Raw genomic sequence first — 15,849 nt, forward strand, 5'->3', positions numbered from 1 at the left:
TCTCATACACCGCGATCAGGGTTTGAAGCGCGCCATGCTGTAGGCGTCGACGAACACCCCATCGCGCAGGGCATAGCGCCGCAGCAGCCCTTCTTCTTCGAAACCCAGCTTGCGATAGAGCGCCAGGGCCGGCTCGTTGTCGCTGAAGACGGTCAGTTCGACCCGTTGCAGATTCATCCAGTTGTCGGCGAGGTCGAGCAGGGCCGTCAGCAGCTGGGTACCTATGCCCTGCCCCTGGCAATCCCGGGCCACGCCCATGCCGAGGGCGCCACAGTGCTGGCGGCGAATGCGCTGCTGCTGTTCGAGACTGGCGCTACCCACCACCTGCCCCTGCCGCAGGGCGACCAATCCTATCCGCCCTTCGCGCTCGCCGCTCAGACGCTGCCGCCATTGTTCGGCGCTCTGATAGGGTAGCTGCAGCACCTGCCGCGCCACGGCCGGATCGCCATAGAGGGCGGCGAGACCCTCGGCATGGCGATCAGCATAGCGTTCCAGATGGACGATCGGGCTGGACATGGGCGGCACTCCTTCGCAGAAGTCCGCAGCTTCGCCCAAGTCCGGTGGGTCGGACAAGGGCGAAGCGTGAGCCCGCTAACGGAGTCGCGGGATCAGAGGGTCCACTTCAGGCTGAGCATGACGTTGCGGGGATCGCCGTAGACGCCGGTACCAGTGCCCGTTGGAATGCCCTGCCAGTATTTCTCGTCGAAGATGTTGTTGAAGTTGACGCGACCATCCCAGTGCTCGTTGAAACGATAGCCCGCCATCACGCCCACCAGCGCATAGCTATCCTGTTTGGCTTCGCCATTACCGACACGCTCGAAGGTCCCGCTCTGGGCCAGCAGATCGGCGCCAATGCGCCACTTGCTCAGCTCGCCGGTGAGCTGATAGCTGGTGGCGGCCTTGAACAGGTGCTTGGGCTGCTCCGGCGCGAAGCGGCGGTCTTCGTAAACAGCGTCTTTCGTGAACTCGCTCAGCACCAGGGTATAGGCCGCCGACGCCTGCCAGTTGGGTGCGAATTGACCGGAGATTTCCGCATCTATGCCGCGACTGCGAACCTCGCCAGCGGCGGTGTAGCAGCTTTGCACCGGATAGCCCGGGCAGAAGGTCGCCTGGTTGCTCGGCAGGTAGGCGCGATTTTCCTGGACGGTGTCGAAGAGCGCGACGGAAGCGTTCAAGGCGCCATCGAAATAGGCGCCCTTCAGCCCGATCTCGTAGCTTTTGCCGGTCCGGGGTTCAAGTACCGAACCTCCGGTGTTCTGCTCGCTTTGCGGCTTGAAGATCTCGGTATAGCTGGCATACACCGAGTAGGTGTCGTTCAGGTCATAGATGATGCCGGCATAGGGCGTGAATTCGCGTGTGGCCTTGTAGTCGTTGTCACTGTAGAGATTGTCGAAGTCGTACCAGCTGACGCGTCCCCCAACGATGACGTGCAGGGGATCGATCGGATTGAGACGCGCAGCAGCGTAAATCGCTTCCTCGGTGGTGGTGTTCTTGCTGGCGTAAGGCGTCAAGCTGTCCTTGGCCGGCTTGGGAATGCTGCTGGGACGGAAGTTGTAGATGTCGACCGGGGTTGCGCCGGAAAAGCCCCCGCGCTGGTAGAACTTTTCCTGACGCCGACTGATGCCCACCATCAACTCATGCTCTCGACCCAGCAACTGGAAGGGGCCGCTCACCGAGGCATCGAGGTTGAGCTGGTCGGAATCCGTCCGATAGGCACCGGAGGCGGTGGCCAGATCGCTGACGGAGGAATAGCTGAAGTCCGGCGCTACAGAGGTCAGGTAATTGGAATAGGTATCCGAATTCGCCCAGACCTGCTGCGCTGCCAGCTTGGCCTTCCAGCCGTTGTCGAAGGTGTGGGTGATGTCCGAGAACAGGGTGTAGGTGTCCTGATCCCAGTACGCCCAGTCGCCGCTCAGGAAGGTGGAGCGTGACAGGTGCAGGTCTTCGCCATTGGGACCGCTGGGCAGGCTGCCCCAGTCGGAGGTCTTGTCCTCGCGCTGCTTGGAGGCGCCGATGGTCCAGGTGGTAGCGTCGCTGAGATCCGCTTCAAGGACACCATAGAAGGTCTGGCGTTTGCGCTCGCGGACGTCCTGGAAGCTGTTGCTGTCTTCATAGGCAGCCACGGCGCGACCGCGCAGGGTGCCAGCTTCATTCAGCTTGTTGGAGGCGTCGACCTCGGTACGGTAGCGATCCCAGCTGCCGGCGCTGGTGGTGACGCTGACCTGCGGAAAGGCGGTCGGGCGCTTGCGCACCAGATTCAGGGTGGCCGAAGGGTCGCCAGCACCGGTCATCAGGCCGGTCGCGCCGCGCACCACCTCGACCCGGTCGTAGATGGACAGGTCCGCCGAGGACAGGGTGTCGAGGGTGAAGGTCCCGGCCGTGGTGGGCAGGCCGTCGTACATGATGTTGTCGATACGGAAGCCGCGCGCGAGGAATTCCTGGCGGTCGCCGCCGAACTTGTTCAGCGTCACCCCCGGCGCGTAGCGGACCACATCGTTGAGATCGGTCATGCCCTGGTCTTCCATGCGCTGTCGGGTGATGACACTGACCGACTGGGGCGTCTCGCGGATCGACAGGGGCAGCCCGGTGGAGGTGCTCATGGCGCCGGTGGTATAGGAGCGGGTCCCTTCGGTGGTCGCTCGACCAGTAAGGGAGCCGTCGTCCGCACTGATAGTGGTGGCATCCAGGGTCACGCTGCCAGTCTCCGCGTGGGTGGATACCGGCGCGACGGTAGCGACCGAGCCGCTGACCGAGGCCGCCAGGCCACTGCCCGCCAGCAGACGCTGCAGGGCGACATCCGGCTCCATCCGCCCCGACAGCGCCGGCGCACCTTTGCCGGCCAGGGCCGCGGGATCGTAGTTCACCTTCAGGCCGCTGGCACGCGCAAAGCTCTGCAGGGCATCGGCCAGCGGCTGCGCCGGTTGCGACAGGGCGATGGGTGCTGCCTGGGCCAAGGCTGTCACGCCCAGGGAAACGGAGAGCGCCAGGGCGCGAAGAGTGAAGTGCTGCATCTAGGTTCGTCCTCAGAATGGAAGCGGTCCGTCCATACCCCACGTAAGGACTCGACAGACCCGGCTCCCGGGTCCATGGACCTGCATCCAACGCCGCCAGCGGCGGGCTGAAAGACTATGAGATGATGTCCTATCTGTAAATGCAAATTAGTATCATAAATATACGCGAACGTTACCCATTGGCGTCCGTGCGCTCTAGGCTGCGGTTCCGTGAAGTTGCAGGAGCTGGGTGCACTTCAGGCAAAAGCTGCCTGATCCATTGCATCCAATACACTGGCGGAACATGGGTACCAGGGCTGGAGCAAAGACAAGAGAGCGGGCAAGCTACTCCCAGACGAAAAACGTGACGCAATTTGCAAAAAGCCCTCCATTGCCGCAGAGTTGCTCTCGCTTGAAACAAGGAACGTTTTGATGTGCCAAGGAATGCCACCAAGGTCCATGACCCGTCTGCGTCGTGGGCTGCTGCTAGGCGTACTAGGGCTGCTGATCCTGGCCTGTGATCCCTTGGGCTTGTCCAGCGCCACGGACAAGGCCAGCGAACAATTCTTCAATCGACTGCTGTCGGCCTTCTACTCCGATCGCGGCCAGCAACAGATCGTTTTGCTGTTGCTGGACGATGCCTTTCTGCTTCGGCACGATCTGCATTGGCCTCTGCCTTATCAGGAACAGGCCAAGGTGTTGGCGCGGCTGCTGCATTATCGGCCCCAGGCGGTATTCGTCGACCTGCTGTATAGCCATGATCACTCCCGGGCGAACGAGACGCCGCAGGTACTAGCCAACGTCTTCGCCCGCTATGCCCAGCAGGACATTCCAGTGTTACTCGCCAGCACCGGGCAGACGCTCCCGCAGACGAATCAGGCGGATACCCTGTCTGAGCTGGCGAAGGTGACGAAGCCGGCCATCATCCAATGGGATGACCAGGGGGACCGCTATCCCCTCACCGTAACCGGCAGCGACGGTCAGCCGCTGCCTACTCCTGCCCAAGCGCTCTATCAGGAATACTGTCAACGCCAGACTTGCGAGCCGCGTGAGATGGCAGCGGACGCGCCTCCCATCGCCGTGCAATGGGGACTGCATACGGCTAGCCAGCAGCCTTTGCTCAGCAACAGCCAGCATTGCCAACTGCGCTCCAGTGCCCTGGCGGAGACCTTCCAGATGGTGCTGACGGCGTTGTTCTGGCGCTTCTCCACTCCCGCGACCCTGCCCTGCCCCTATACCCTCACCCTGAATGCAGCGGAACTGGAAACGACCCTGCCCGAAGAGCGGGCGCTGCTGCGCAGCGTATTACAAGGGCGCCTGGTTCTGGTGGGTGCCGACATCACAGGAGCGGCGGATCGAATCCATTCACCGGTTCACGGACAGATTCCGGCGGTCTATCAGCACGCCATGGCCTTGGACAATCTCATTACCTTACAGGCCGACTATTACCGAGACCCGCCAAGCCTGGGCGACACCTCACTGGATGTCATCAGTATCGTCAGCCTGGTGTTTGCAGCTGCCATCCTCGCCATTGTCCTGGTTCGCGAGCAAGGTTGGTTCACTAGGCTCTACCTGAGAACGGTGCTGGTAATCCTCCTGTTGGCCGCCATGGCCGTCTGCTACTTGCTGAGCCTGACGCCGCTCAACGTGGTCGGTCTGGGACTGCTCAGCCTCACCCTTTTTCGCAATCACCTAGAAGCTCGGGCGGAGACCCGAGATCACATCCGGCAAGGAGAACAATCATGATCAAAGCGTGGCTCACCAGCGCAATTCTCGTGGTATCGCTTGAGCTTCAGGCCGCTCCCCTCACGGTCGTGGCGATCGAGAGCGACCCCTTGAGCCTGCTCGACCCACTCGGCAAACCCTTGGGTAGCCTGTCTCGGGATCGCCTGCCCCAGCTGCCGCTGCCGGTCTTGTCTACCAACGAACTGGATCTAGTGGAGGTACAACTGGATGGCCGGCGAGTCTGGCTGGACCGGATGGACGTGCGCCTGAACCAGGGCGCAGAGGTAAAGATGCCGTGCGCCAAGCTGGCCAGTGGCACGGCCGACCGCAGCAGTGGGGCCACCTTGGGCTACGGCGCCGGCTGCGCCAAGGAGTAGCGATGAACACCGCCCGCGCTGTCCTACCGCTGCTCTTTGGCTGCCTTGCGCTGAGCGGATGTGGGACGCTCACCGGTGCGCCCGATGCCCTGGCCAATCTGTCAGGAAAGCATACGTATGCCACCTTCGACGGCCACTATCTGGATCAACCGGATGTGCGAGCCCACCGCACGCTCGATGCCCGGCACGTCGAAAACCTGCGCCTCAGCTACGACGGCCACAGTCTTCCAGCCAATGAGGTGCGCCAGCAGAACCTCGTCGCCATTGCTCCGCTAGAGGAGTATCTGGATGGCATCGTGCAAAAACTCGGGCGGGGCTGGCCGGGTGAGATGCCACCCCTCAAGATCGGCCTGGTCGATAGTTACGCCTTCGGCCCTTCGGCCGATCCTTACGGCAACATCTTCGTGCCCCTGGGGATGTTGGAAAACGTCGCCAGCGAAGATGAAATCGCCGCCATGCTGGCTCATGAAATGAGCCACGTTCTGCTGCGGCACCATGATCGCCGTAAGGCGTTCATCCAGCAGAAAGAGAACGTCACTCGCATGGCGACCTTGGCGATCTTGGGTGCGACAGTGGCCGACACCCGCATGGATCGCGCTGGCGATCAGGTCCGCTTCAACCAGAAGAATCCCGCAGAAACCGGCAAGATCATCAACCGTACCCTCCTCTACAGCGCCTTGATCAACAGCTTTTCCGACAATGTCTGGAACACGGCCTGGGGCCGCGTCCAGGAGGATCAGGCAGATTTGCTCGGCGTCGACCTGCTGATCCGTGCTGGCTATGCACCGCGGGCCGCCAGCCACAGCCTGCAACGCCTGGACGACTACCAGGGCAAGCAGACCCCGCTGATGGCCACCTTTCTTCAGGAACGCCAGCTGGGCCTCACGGCGGCGGTTACCACGCTGGATGTCAATGGAGTGTTCAAGGAAGCTCAGACATTCCTCAATCAAGGCATGCTGGTGAGCATTACCACAGCCAGTGACTACCTGCAGCGCTCGCACATGTCGCCCATGCAACGTGACAAGGACCTGCGCCAGTACCTGCAGCGGGAGTATCAAGGCGAGCGGCGCGCCCAGGTGGAGCGCTCGCGCTGGTCGCACCTGCGTGAGGATCCTCGGGTACGGGCCGCACTCAGTGCCTACCGCGATGCCTATGGCGCTAATGTGGCCCTGGAGCGCAAGGATCTGCGAGGTGCTCAAGCCCTGGTCGAACGTGCCCTGTCATCACCGGTAGCCAACCAACCCGGCATCCGCCGTGCAGCCTTCAATCTTCACCTGGCCCAGGGTAATCGGCAGCAGGCGGCGGCAACCCTGCAGGCCATCGAGAACTGGCGCCTGGCGAGTCCGGAGCTTTACGAGCTGGCAATTTCCGCACGCCTGAACAACGGCGATCCCCAGGGTGCGCTCGCCTTGATCGATCAAGGCGAGCAGAACTTCGGCTCCGAAGAAATGTTCATCGTGCAGAAGATCCATGTTGCGCGACAACTCAAGGACCAGCCCGCCCAGCAGCGGCTGGGTAAGAAATGCCTGACCTATCCCAGCGTCAAGGCCAATTGCGTGAAGTTGGTGCCAGGGCTGAAGGCTTGATCCGTTACGCGAGGGACGCTTCCTGACCATGGGGCATCTCCGATTCGGCATCCGAACACGCTGTGCAGGACCACCCATCCTGCTTGACGATGTCATAGATGGTCGGTGCCGCACCCGTTCAAACCAGGCGCCGACTTCCCCCCGCCCCTTCGTCGCGAAAATGCTGGGCGATGGTCAGGATCTGCGGCTCGATGGCCAGGAAGGCATCGAGCACCTGGGGATCGAAGGTGCTGCCACGCATCTCGCGCATCATCTGCAGCGAGTCTTCGTGGCTGAAAGGCTCCTTGTAGCAGCGACGACTGATCAGCGCATCGTAGATGTCGGCCACCGCCATGATTCGCCCGGCCAAGGGAATGTCTGTACCGGACAGCCTGTTGGGATAGCCGCTGCCGTCCCATTTCTCGTGGTGGGTACTGGCGATCTCGGCGGCCAGGGCGAGGAAGTTGTCATCCTCCAGATGGCTGGCGGTGCTGAGGATGATCTGGCGACCGAATTCGGCGTGCCGTTGCATCACCTGCATTTCCTCGGGCGTCAGCCGCCCGGGCTTGAGCAGGATGGCATCCGGCACCCCGACCTTGCCGATGTCATGCAGCGGCGCGGACAGGAACAGCAGCTGGATGTAGTCCGGCGTCAGCAGGTCCGCCGCCTGACCGGTGCGTCTCATCTGCTCGGCGATGGCACGGACATAGTGTTGGGTGCGCTTGATATGGGCACCGGTCTCGGGATCCCGGGTCTCGGCCACCGCGGCCATCGACTCGATGGTGACCTGGCGTGAGCGTTCCAGTTGCCGGCGCCAGCGCTCTTCGTACTGGCGCGCCAGGATGATCCGGGTGACCAACGCCATGCCCGACAGCATCGCCACCAGCAGCAGGGGCGCGGCCAGGGGCAGGAAGACGTCGTAGCGCACGAACAGCCAGATGCCCAGCAGCTGTGGCAGGATGATCAACGCTGCCGCCAACAGGGCGAAGCGGCGCTGATTGTGGTTGTAGAAAAACCCGGCGGACAACAATAGGCCGCCGATCAGGCACAACGCCAGTTGCAGTACTCCAGCGAACTGGGGGACCCGCACCAAGGCGTCGTCCAGCAGGTCCTGGGTCAGGGCGGCCTGCAGCCTGACGCCGGAAAAGGTCTGGCCCAGGGCCGTCGTGTGCAGATCATTGAAGCCCGCGGCAGATACGCCGACGAAGACCATCTTGCCCTTGAGCCTGGCGGGCGCCACCGCGCCGCTGAGCACCGCCAGCGCCGAGACCTCAGGATAATGCTCGGCAGTGCTGTGCAGGTGCAGCAGCGCCTGGCCTCGACTGTCGAGCGGCAGACGGTGATCGCCAAGCCGCAGCACCGGTCCGGTGACGCTGGTCTCCACCACGCCCTCGGCCAGCCCCAGGGCGCGCATGGTGGCGGCCAGGGCCAGACTGGGATGGATGATGCCCTGGTGACTGAGCAGCAGGGGGGTGCGCCTGAGGATGCCATCGCTGTCACGCTGGCTGTTGATGAAGCCGCTAAAGCGCGTCTGGCTGGCGATGGGGGCTACGTTGTCCAGCGCGCCAGTAGCCTCGGGCAGCGCCAGGGCGTCGAGGGCACCGCTGAAGCCAATCCCGGGCCGTAGGCCGCTGGAAGCGGGCTGGTGCAGATCGAGGAAGAAGAAGCGGGCGGCGATGGCCCCCGTCTGTCCCATGACGTAGCCAAGATAGCCGTCGTTGTCCTGCAACTCCGCAGGCACGCCGGAAAAGCTCAGGTCGATGCCGAAGTCGTCTTTGAAGCTCTGCTGCAACGCCTTGAGCGAGGTGCGGTCCGGCTCGCTGAACAAGACGTCGATGGCGATCGCGGCGGGCTCGGCTTCGGCGATGCGGGAGAGCAGCTCGGCTACCCGATAGCGGGGCCAGGGCCACTGGCCCAGTGCCGCCAGGCTGGCTTCGTCGATGCTGACTACCTGTACCCCGGTCGCCTCCTCGTCGCTGGCCGAAAAGCGACTCAGCTGATCGTAGGCGAGGCGGTCGAGATACTGCAGTGGCGTCCATTGCAGCAAGGCGGCGAAGCCAAAGGCCAGCGACAGCCCCAGACTGACCAGGAACATCCAGGGCGCACGACGACGCAACGGGTGGGTGACGGATTTCATGCACCAGACCCTAGAGAATCAGGACTTCGGCACGGCGATTGCGCGGCTCCGACTTTCCCGGACGAGACGGCACCAGTGGCACCGTGTCGCCGAAGAACTCGACGTTGATACGCAGTTTGGGATCGAGCCGCTGCAGCAGACCGGCCACCTTGCGGGCGCGCTGCCCCGAGAGGTCGAGATTGTAGGAAGGCGTACCCGACGCATCCGCGTGGCCGAACACCGAAATCTCGGTAGGCATGCGCTGGCGCGCAGCGTCCAGCACCTCTGGTAGCAGCGCTTTGGATTGAGGTGTCAGCTCCATGCTGTCGGACCGGAAGTTGAGCACGAAGGTCTTTGGCGGCGAGGGCTGGGCCGCCAGCACCTGGCGATGCTGCTGCTCGAAGAGCGGCTGGGCCACTGACTGCGCGGCAGTCGGCGCCTGGCCCGGTCCAGCTACCGTAACCACGGCAAAGCCCTGGTCGATTGCCTGGCGCCCGGCGGAGCTGGTGACGGAGACGGCACCGACGTGCCCATCCTCGTCGGGCATCAGGGTGACCCTGGTCTGGGGCAGCGGAGGGCTGGCACAGCCGCCCAGCACCAGCGCCGACAGCAGGACACCTAGCAGCAGGCGACCCTGGGACGAGGCAGCGATCACGGCGTTCATTGGGCCTGGACCAGGAAGCGGGTGCCACGCACGCCGATGGTGGCGGAAGGCGTCTCGATCTTCACCGAGTCGGGCGAGACCTTGCCGATCTTGCCGGACGAGTAGATGGCCGCGCCTTTGGTGAGGTAGACCGAGAAGCCATAACGGCTGCTCTTGGGTTCAAACAGGTAATCGCGCAGCTGCACATCGGCGTCGTTGCCCAGGGTGAGCAGGGTACCGTCGAGAAAGACGATGGCCGCGGTGGATTCCGGGCCCGCCTGCAAGCGATCGGCCACCTGCAGGGTGGTGCCGGCCTGGGCCTGGAAGGTCGTCGTCTGACGCAGCACCGTGACGCTGCCTGACACGCTCTTGATCAGCGCCACATGGGACTCTTCCGCGGCAGTCACCAGCGGCGCTCCCAGCACCTGGACACCGAGCAGCGCCAACGCGCACAGTATTCTTTTCATGCTTTCCTGTCCTTGGATGGACGACGTGCTTGGACGGTCTCTGACTAGGCAACGCGGGTTGCAGCAGGCGCCCAGGCAACTTCCCGAAGCAGCCTGCTACCCAGCGAGCCAGGCACTAGGCTCGTGAACCCAATCACCTTCTACCAGATAAACAAGCCAGGCGGCATAGCCAGCAGCACAAGTGGCAATTTGATATCACCGTTACGGGGCGGGACAGTGCGAGACGAACGCTGATAACTGCGGTCTAGTGACCATCTTTCCCAGGTCGCCTTCCATGCACATCATTCTGGTCCGTCACGGCAAACCCGATCTTTCCAGTAAGGCTCGCTGCACCCCGCGGGAGATGAAGGACTGGGTCGCGCGCTACCAGGAGGCGCCGGTGCCGGCAGGCCAGGAGCCTGCGGAAACACGGCGGTTGGCGCAGGAGGCGGGCTACGTGGTGAGCAGCCCCCTGGGACGTTGCGTACGCTCGCTGGAATACCTGATGGGGCGCACGGACAGCCCGGTCGATGAGGTCTATGCCGAAGCGCACCTGCCTTATCTGGAACTCGATGCGCCGCGGCTGCCGGTCAAGGCCTGGCGCCTGCTTTTCAGATCCGCCTGGTTCCTGGGCTTCGCCGCCCATACCGAATCCATCGGCAGCTCTTCGGTGCGCGCTGGCCAGGCGGCCGATCGACTCATCGAACTGGCCGAACGCCACGGCTCGGTGCTGTTGCTAGGACACGGCATCATGAACGTCCTGATCGCCTGGCAACTGCGCAAGCGCGGCTGGCGCGGTCCGCTGCATCTGCTGCTGAAGGACTACTGGAAGCCGAGCCTCTATCGCAAAGAGCAGCGCTAGGGCGCGGCGCCTGGCTTCGGTCACACCGGCCACGTCCGACGGCGGCAAGGTGACCGGTAATAGCCAGGCAACCTGCCCTCTTGCCTCTTCGTTCCGCCGGAACTGTCCGCTCACTTGTCCAGCGAAGGCCCTACCAATGCGGCGAGCTGGTCGTAGACCCCTGGCGCTGCCACCAGCAGGGGATTGCCATTGACCAGGCCCTCGTTACGCAGGAAGGCGTTGTGGCGGCCGCCCGCCTCCTGGATCAGGACCAGGCCCGCCAGGCAGTCCCAGCCATGGATCAGGGTCTCGTAATAGCCGATCAGCCGGCCGGCGGCGACGTAGGCGGTCATCAGGGCGCCCGAGCCATTGCGAAAGAACTGCCCACCTTCGGCCAGCAGACCGGTCACGAAGGGCAGGAAGTTTTCCTTGCCACGTCTGTGGGTGGTACCCAGGCCGGTCAAGCCCTGGCGGATCTCGGTGGCGGGATGGACACGCAGTGGCTGATCGTTGACGAAGGCACCATGCCCCCGCAGGCCATGGAAGAGTTCGCCGTGATTCGGATCCATGATCGCGCCGAGCAAGGGCTCCCCCTCGTGCATCAGGCCGATGGACACGCACCAATTGTGCAGTCCATTGAGAAAGGGCGCGGTGCCGTCGATGGGATCTATGACCCAGAGATAGGGTGCAGCCAGATCGGTTGCACCGCCCTCCTCGCCCAGCAGGCCATCCTCTGGAAAGCGTTCGCTCAGGCGTTGGCGGATGAGCTCCTCCAGCGTCTTGTCGGCGATGCTCACTACGTCCTGCAGGTCGCTGCCCTTGTGGTCCACCTGCAGCGCGCCGCGCCGGTGATAGAAGTCAAGGCCGAGTTGCGCCGCTTCCCGGGCGATCTCCTGGACGGCGCGGTAGCGTTCGGCGATGGCGGGGGCGATAGTGGTCATGGACGCTCCTGAAACCGGGAAAAGGCGCCAGGGTGCCAGTTCCACCTTGGGAAAAGAATAGCCGCGATCCCCCCTTCACCGTCTTGGCCAGTGCTCACGGTCAGGTTGCAGGCACGCGGTCGCCAGATTTGGCCTACTGCGGCAAAGGTCCGACTGAAGCGCCTGGTAACGGCCATGTCATCTCAAGGGCGCAGGCTGTCGGGTATTGGCAGTCGATACGGCGAAATGTGGAAGCGGACCGCACCAAATCCGCCAGCAGCCGGTCAGAACATTCAAGCGCTCGATGTACCGGGAGGACGCCATGACCGCACAAACTTCGCTATTCCACGGCAATGGTCAGTTGCAGCAGTTGCGCCGACTGATTCCCAGAAAGCACTTCGAGTGTCTGGAGCGCCATCTGGAGCTGTTGTCGAGCGAATTCCCACTCTTCGATCATCCGCCACTGATGATCGACTGTCCCATCGCCGAAACCCTGGAAAACCTCGGCATCCGTGCCTTCCAGTGGCAAGGCAGCTGCGACCTGCCGCAGCGGATGGCCCTGGGTAGCGCGCTCATGGGTGAGGGGTTCATGGCCCAGTCCAGTACGCCCGAATACACCCTCTACCTCAATGCGCGTGGTGAAAAAGTCCTGTTGCGACAAGAGCCCGCTGCCAGCCAGACCTTGGTCAGCCTGGTCTCGGATTGCCCGCCGCTCTTCGCCTATCTGGCAGCCAAGCACCGCGAGCTGCTATCGGTTGACTGAACGGTTCGGCATCCGGTTGTCGGTGGTGTGACCGACCGGTACTCAGGATGACGAACGGGATCACAGTTACGCAGTAACGTCAGACTAAGAAGGAACCAAATAGGCAGGGTAATGGTAGATTCGCGCTTCGGATCTACCAGGAGACCCAAGGAATGGGAATTCGTATTCTGGCCAGTGTCATTGCGACCTTTGCAGCCCTTCACGCCCAGGCTGCCACCCTTCCCGCCGTACCGCCGCTCAAGCTGGCGGATCTTACGCTCAAGGCTCCCGCCGCAAGTACCGAGGTTCTCCCTAGCAGAGCCGACGCCCAGCCCCGTGACACTCGACAGCCAATCAATAGCGCCCGCTGGCTGAACGAACGTCAGACCTTTGTTCAAGAACAGCGCTGGGTATTCTAGGCCGTTCGATTGATGTCGACGGATGGCTTCCAATTCGTATGCTTTTTAATCCCGCCCAGGGAATGAATCGCCGTTTTCCAGGTCCGTCTGGTTCTATGGGCAGCTCACCCCGTCTGCCCTTTCGACCTGCATGCGGAGCCGTCATGAAACGCCTGTCCCTTCTCCTGTTCGCCGCGCTGTCGGCATGCAGTTCGGCGCCTACCTCTCCTCCGGCCGACCCCTCGCAATTCGGCGGCCGTACCCAGGAGCAACTCCGGCAGAGTTTCGGCTCGCCGCAGCGAGTCGCGCAGCTCGATCGCCTAGTGGTCTACGAATATCGCAACCTGCGCGCCCTGGGTAGCGCGACGCCGGTCTATTCCTTCCTCATCGAAAACGAACGGGTGATCGAATCTACCCCCGGAACCTTGCAGCTTTATCGCGAGGACGGCATCACCAAGGTCAAGGCGGAAAGCCTCTAGGCAGAGCGGACGCCCTTGCCGGAGGTTAACGCACGGCCTGGAAGGGATGTGCAAAAAAATACCGATTTTGGTGTCTTCCAGCATTTGTTTCCCAGGCGGCTACGGGCTGTAATCAGTCCGAGGCTTCCGCTGCCAAGGCCGCAATAGCCGGTCGCGTAGTGGGTTACAACAACAAGAAAAGCGTCTGCTGCATTGGCACAGGACGCGGAGTGCAAGATGAAAACCACACCAAAAGCGCTTTTATTGTCCGCTGTCACCCTCTCTGCAGGCCTGACCTTTTCACTGGCCCTTCAGGCCGCTGAAACGGTCACCATCGCTACCGTCAACAACAGTGACATGATCCGCATGCAGCGGCTGTCCAAGACCTTCGAAGAACAGCATCCCGACATCAAACTCAACTGGGTGGTGCTGGAGGAAAACGTGCTGCGGCAGCGGCTGACCACCGACATCGCCACCCAGGGCGGTCAGTTCGACGTCCTGACCATCGGCATGTACGAGACCGGCCTCTGGGGCGCCCAGAACTGGCTGGAGCCCATGAAGGACCTGCCCGCCAACTACGACCTGGACGACCTCTTCCCGTCGGTTCGCGAAGGCCTGTCGGTCAAGGGCGCCCTCTATGCGCTGCCCTTCTACGCTGAAAGCTCCATCACCTATTACCGCAAGGACCTGTTCCAGCAGGCTGGCCTGACCATGCCCGCCCAGCCCACCTGGACCCAGATCGCCGAGTTCGCCGGCAAGCTGCATCAGCCGGACAAGGACCAGTACGGTCTCTGCCTGAGAGGCAAGGCCGGCTGGGGCGAGAACATGGCCCTGGTCACCACCATGGCCAACGCCTTCGGCGCGCGCTGGTTCGATGAAAAGTGGCAACCGGAATTCACCGGTCCGGAATGGACCGCGGCGGCCAACTACTACGTCACCAACATGAAGAAGTACGGTCCGCCCGGCGCCTCCAGCAACGGCTTCAACGAAAACCTGGCGCTGTTCAACAGCGGCAAGTGCGCCATCTGGGTCGATGCCAGCGTCGCCGGCTCCTTCACCATGGACAAGAGCCAGAGCAAGGTCGCCGACAGCGTCGGCTTCGCCGGCTCGCCGCGCGAGGTCACCGACAAGGGCTCCTCCTGGCTGTACGCTTGGTCCCTCGGTATCCCAACCTCCTCCAAGCACAAGGATGCCGCCAAGACCTTCGTGACCTGGGCCACCTCCAAGGACTACGCCAAGCTGGTCGCGGACAAGGACGGCATCGCCAACGTGCCGCCGGGTACCCGCAAGTCCACTTACAGCCAGGCCTACATGGACGCGGCGCCCTTCGCCAAGGTCTCCCTGGACATGCTGCAGCACGCCGACCCGGCCCACCCTTCGGCCAAGCCGGTGCCCTATGTGGGCATCCAGTACGTGACCATTCCCGAGTTCCAGGCCATCGGCACTTCGGTGGGCAAGCTGTTCGCTGCGGCCCTCACCGGGCAGATGTCGGTCGAGCAGGCCCTGCAGGCGGCTCAGCAGTCCACCGCCCGGGAAATGAAGCGCGCCGGCTATCCCAAGTAGCGCTGGATACCGGGATCCGCCGCGCGCGGATCCCGGCCTAGCGGCTTTCCCTGCCTGATCCGCCACTGGCCTCGCGAGACGCCAGTGCCTCGTCACGGCCCACTGCCTTGCGGAGCATCGCCATGCAGACCTCCACCCTCAAGACGCCTGCCGTCGAAACTCCTGCCGCACCCGCCCGGCGTCAACGCCATCGTGCCGGTCCCGGCTGGTTCCTGATCAGTCCTTCGGTGGCCTTGCTGCTGGTGTGGATGCTGGTGCCCCTGGGCATGACCATCTGGTTCTCGCTGATCCGCTACAACCTGCTGTATCCCGGCGAGCATGGCTTCGTCGGCCTGGAGAACTTCGAATACTTCGTCACCGATGCCGGCTTCTGGCCCGGCATGAGCAATACCTTGCTGCTGGTGGGCAGCGTGCTGCTGATCAGCGTGGTCTTCGGCGTTCTGATCTCGGCGCTGCTGGAGGCCAGCGAGTTCCTTGGCCGCGGCATCGTCCGCGTCCTGCTGATCTCACCCTTCTTCATCATGCCCACGGTCAGCGCCCTGATCTGGAAGAACCTGATCTTCCATCCGGTCTCCGGCATCCTCGCGGCGGTCTGGAAGCTGTTCGGCGCCACCCCGGTGGACTGGCTGGCCACCCATCCGCTGCTGTCGATCATCCTGATCGTGTCCTGGCAGTGGCTGCCCTTCGCCATCCTCATCCTGATGACCGCCATGCAGTCGCTGGACCAAGAGCAGAAGGAAGCCGCGCGCCTGGACGGTGCCGGTCCGCTCGCCATCTTCTGGCACCTGACCCTGCCGCACCTGGCGCGCCCCATCGCCGTGGTGGTGATGATCGAAACCATCTTCCTGCTGTCGGTGTTCGCCGAGATCTACACCACCACCAGCGGCGGTCCGGGCTTCGCCTCCACCAACCTGGCCTACCTGATCTACAACCAGGCCCTGCTGCAGTTCGACGTCGGCCTGGCCTCCGCCGGTGGCCTGATCGCCGTGATCATCGCCAACATCGCCGCCATCATCCTGGTGCGGATGCTTGGCAAGAACCTGACCCAACAGTGAGGACCCTGAC

Annotated in this window: 15 protein-coding genes; 9 read left to right on the forward strand and 6 right to left on the reverse strand. The window is 63.1% G+C overall.

The features are described 5' to 3' along the window. Positions 1-15: 15 nt before the first annotated feature. Positions 16-516, reverse strand: coding sequence for a GNAT family N-acetyltransferase (locus tag C722_RS0102095; RefSeq protein WP_017638903.1), 501 nt, complete (start codon positions 514-516; stop codon positions 16-18). A 92-nt stretch (positions 517-608) separates the two neighbouring features. Next, a complete protein-coding gene (locus C722_RS0102100; RefSeq protein ID WP_017638904.1) occupies positions 609-3,011 on the reverse strand; it encodes a TonB-dependent siderophore receptor in 2,403 nt (800 codons plus the stop codon). Positions 3,012-3,449: 438 nt separating this feature from the next. Here C722_RS0102100 and C722_RS0102105 point away from each other — a divergent pair, with 438 nt between their 5' ends. The 3 genes from C722_RS0102105 to C722_RS0102115 are packed head-to-tail and all read left to right on the forward strand — an operon-like array spanning position 3,450 to position 6,678. Next, entirely contained in the window at positions 3,450-4,736 is a 1,287-nt protein-coding gene (locus C722_RS0102105; RefSeq protein WP_017638905.1) for a CHASE2 domain-containing protein, read from the forward strand. Next, positions 4,733-5,092, forward strand: a complete 360-nt coding sequence (locus C722_RS0102110; RefSeq protein ID WP_017638906.1) for a hypothetical protein — start codon at positions 4,733-4,735, stop codon at positions 5,090-5,092. Before C722_RS0102105 ends, C722_RS0102110 begins: the two co-directional genes overlap by 4 nt. Before the next feature lie 2 nt (positions 5,093-5,094). Then, entirely contained in the window at positions 5,095-6,678 is a 1,584-nt protein-coding gene (locus C722_RS0102115) for a M48 family metallopeptidase (protein WP_017638907.1), read from the forward strand. Positions 6,679-6,796: 118 nt separating this feature from the next. Here the strand turns inward: C722_RS0102115 and C722_RS0102120 are convergent, their stop codons facing one another. From C722_RS0102120 to C722_RS0102130, 3 genes are read right to left on the reverse strand one after another with little or no spacing between them, the layout of a single operon-like run. Further along, on the reverse strand, positions 6,797-8,794 hold the full coding sequence (locus C722_RS0102120) for a CHASE2 domain-containing protein (protein ID WP_037062961.1): 1,998 nt from the start codon (positions 8,792-8,794) through the stop codon (positions 6,797-6,799). Between the two features lie 10 nt (positions 8,795-8,804). After that, positions 8,805-9,437: an OmpA family protein gene (locus C722_RS0102125; protein WP_017638909.1), complete on the reverse strand. Its 633-nt coding sequence runs from the start codon at positions 9,435-9,437 to the stop codon at positions 8,805-8,807. After that, positions 9,434-9,883 carry a FecR domain-containing protein gene (locus tag C722_RS0102130; protein WP_026083591.1) on the reverse strand — a complete coding sequence of 150 codons (450 nt, stop codon included), beginning with the start codon at positions 9,881-9,883 and terminating at the stop codon, positions 9,434-9,436. Before C722_RS0102130 ends, C722_RS0102125 begins: the two co-directional genes overlap by 4 nt. A gap of 274 nt (positions 9,884-10,157) precedes the next feature. Between C722_RS0102130 and C722_RS0102135 the strand changes: the two genes are divergently transcribed. Continuing rightward, the gene (locus C722_RS0102135) at positions 10,158-10,724 is read left to right on the forward strand and encodes a histidine phosphatase family protein (RefSeq protein WP_017638911.1); all 567 of its coding nucleotides are present in this window, start codon (positions 10,158-10,160) and stop codon (positions 10,722-10,724) included. A gap of 110 nt (positions 10,725-10,834) precedes the next feature. Here C722_RS0102135 and C722_RS0102140 read toward each other — a convergent pair whose 3' ends face one another. Beyond that, entirely contained in the window at positions 10,835-11,644 is an 810-nt protein-coding gene (locus tag C722_RS0102140) for an inositol monophosphatase (protein ID WP_017638912.1), read from the reverse strand. Between the two features lie 301 nt (positions 11,645-11,945). Between C722_RS0102140 and C722_RS0102145 the strand changes: the two genes are divergently transcribed. From C722_RS0102145 to C722_RS0102165, 5 genes are all read left to right on the forward strand, one after another. Then, the gene (locus tag C722_RS0102145) at positions 11,946-12,386 is read left to right on the forward strand and encodes a hypothetical protein (protein WP_017638913.1); all 441 of its coding nucleotides are present in this window, start codon (positions 11,946-11,948) and stop codon (positions 12,384-12,386) included. Between the two features lie 152 nt (positions 12,387-12,538). Further along, on the forward strand, positions 12,539-12,784 hold the full coding sequence (locus tag C722_RS0102150; protein ID WP_017638914.1) for a hypothetical protein: 246 nt from the start codon (positions 12,539-12,541) through the stop codon (positions 12,782-12,784). A 143-nt stretch (positions 12,785-12,927) separates the two neighbouring features. Next, complete coding sequence (locus tag C722_RS0102155) at positions 12,928-13,242, forward strand: hypothetical protein (RefSeq protein ID WP_017638915.1); 315 nt, start codon at positions 12,928-12,930, stop codon at positions 13,240-13,242. A gap of 216 nt (positions 13,243-13,458) precedes the next feature. After that, positions 13,459-14,784 (forward strand): sugar ABC transporter substrate-binding protein, encoded by a 1,326-nt coding sequence (locus tag C722_RS0102160; RefSeq protein WP_026083592.1) that lies wholly within the window; start codon positions 13,459-13,461, stop codon positions 14,782-14,784. 122 nt (positions 14,785-14,906) lie between these two features. Then, on the forward strand, positions 14,907-15,839 hold the full coding sequence (locus C722_RS0102165) for a carbohydrate ABC transporter permease (RefSeq protein WP_017638917.1): 933 nt from the start codon (positions 14,907-14,909) through the stop codon (positions 15,837-15,839). The last annotated feature ends 10 nt before the right edge of the window (positions 15,840-15,849 follow it).

The sequence above is a fragment of the Pseudomonas sp. 313 genome (genome assembly GCF_000316965.1).
Classification (GTDB): Bacteria; Pseudomonadota; Gammaproteobacteria; order Pseudomonadales; family Pseudomonadaceae; genus Chryseomonas; species Chryseomonas benzopyrenica.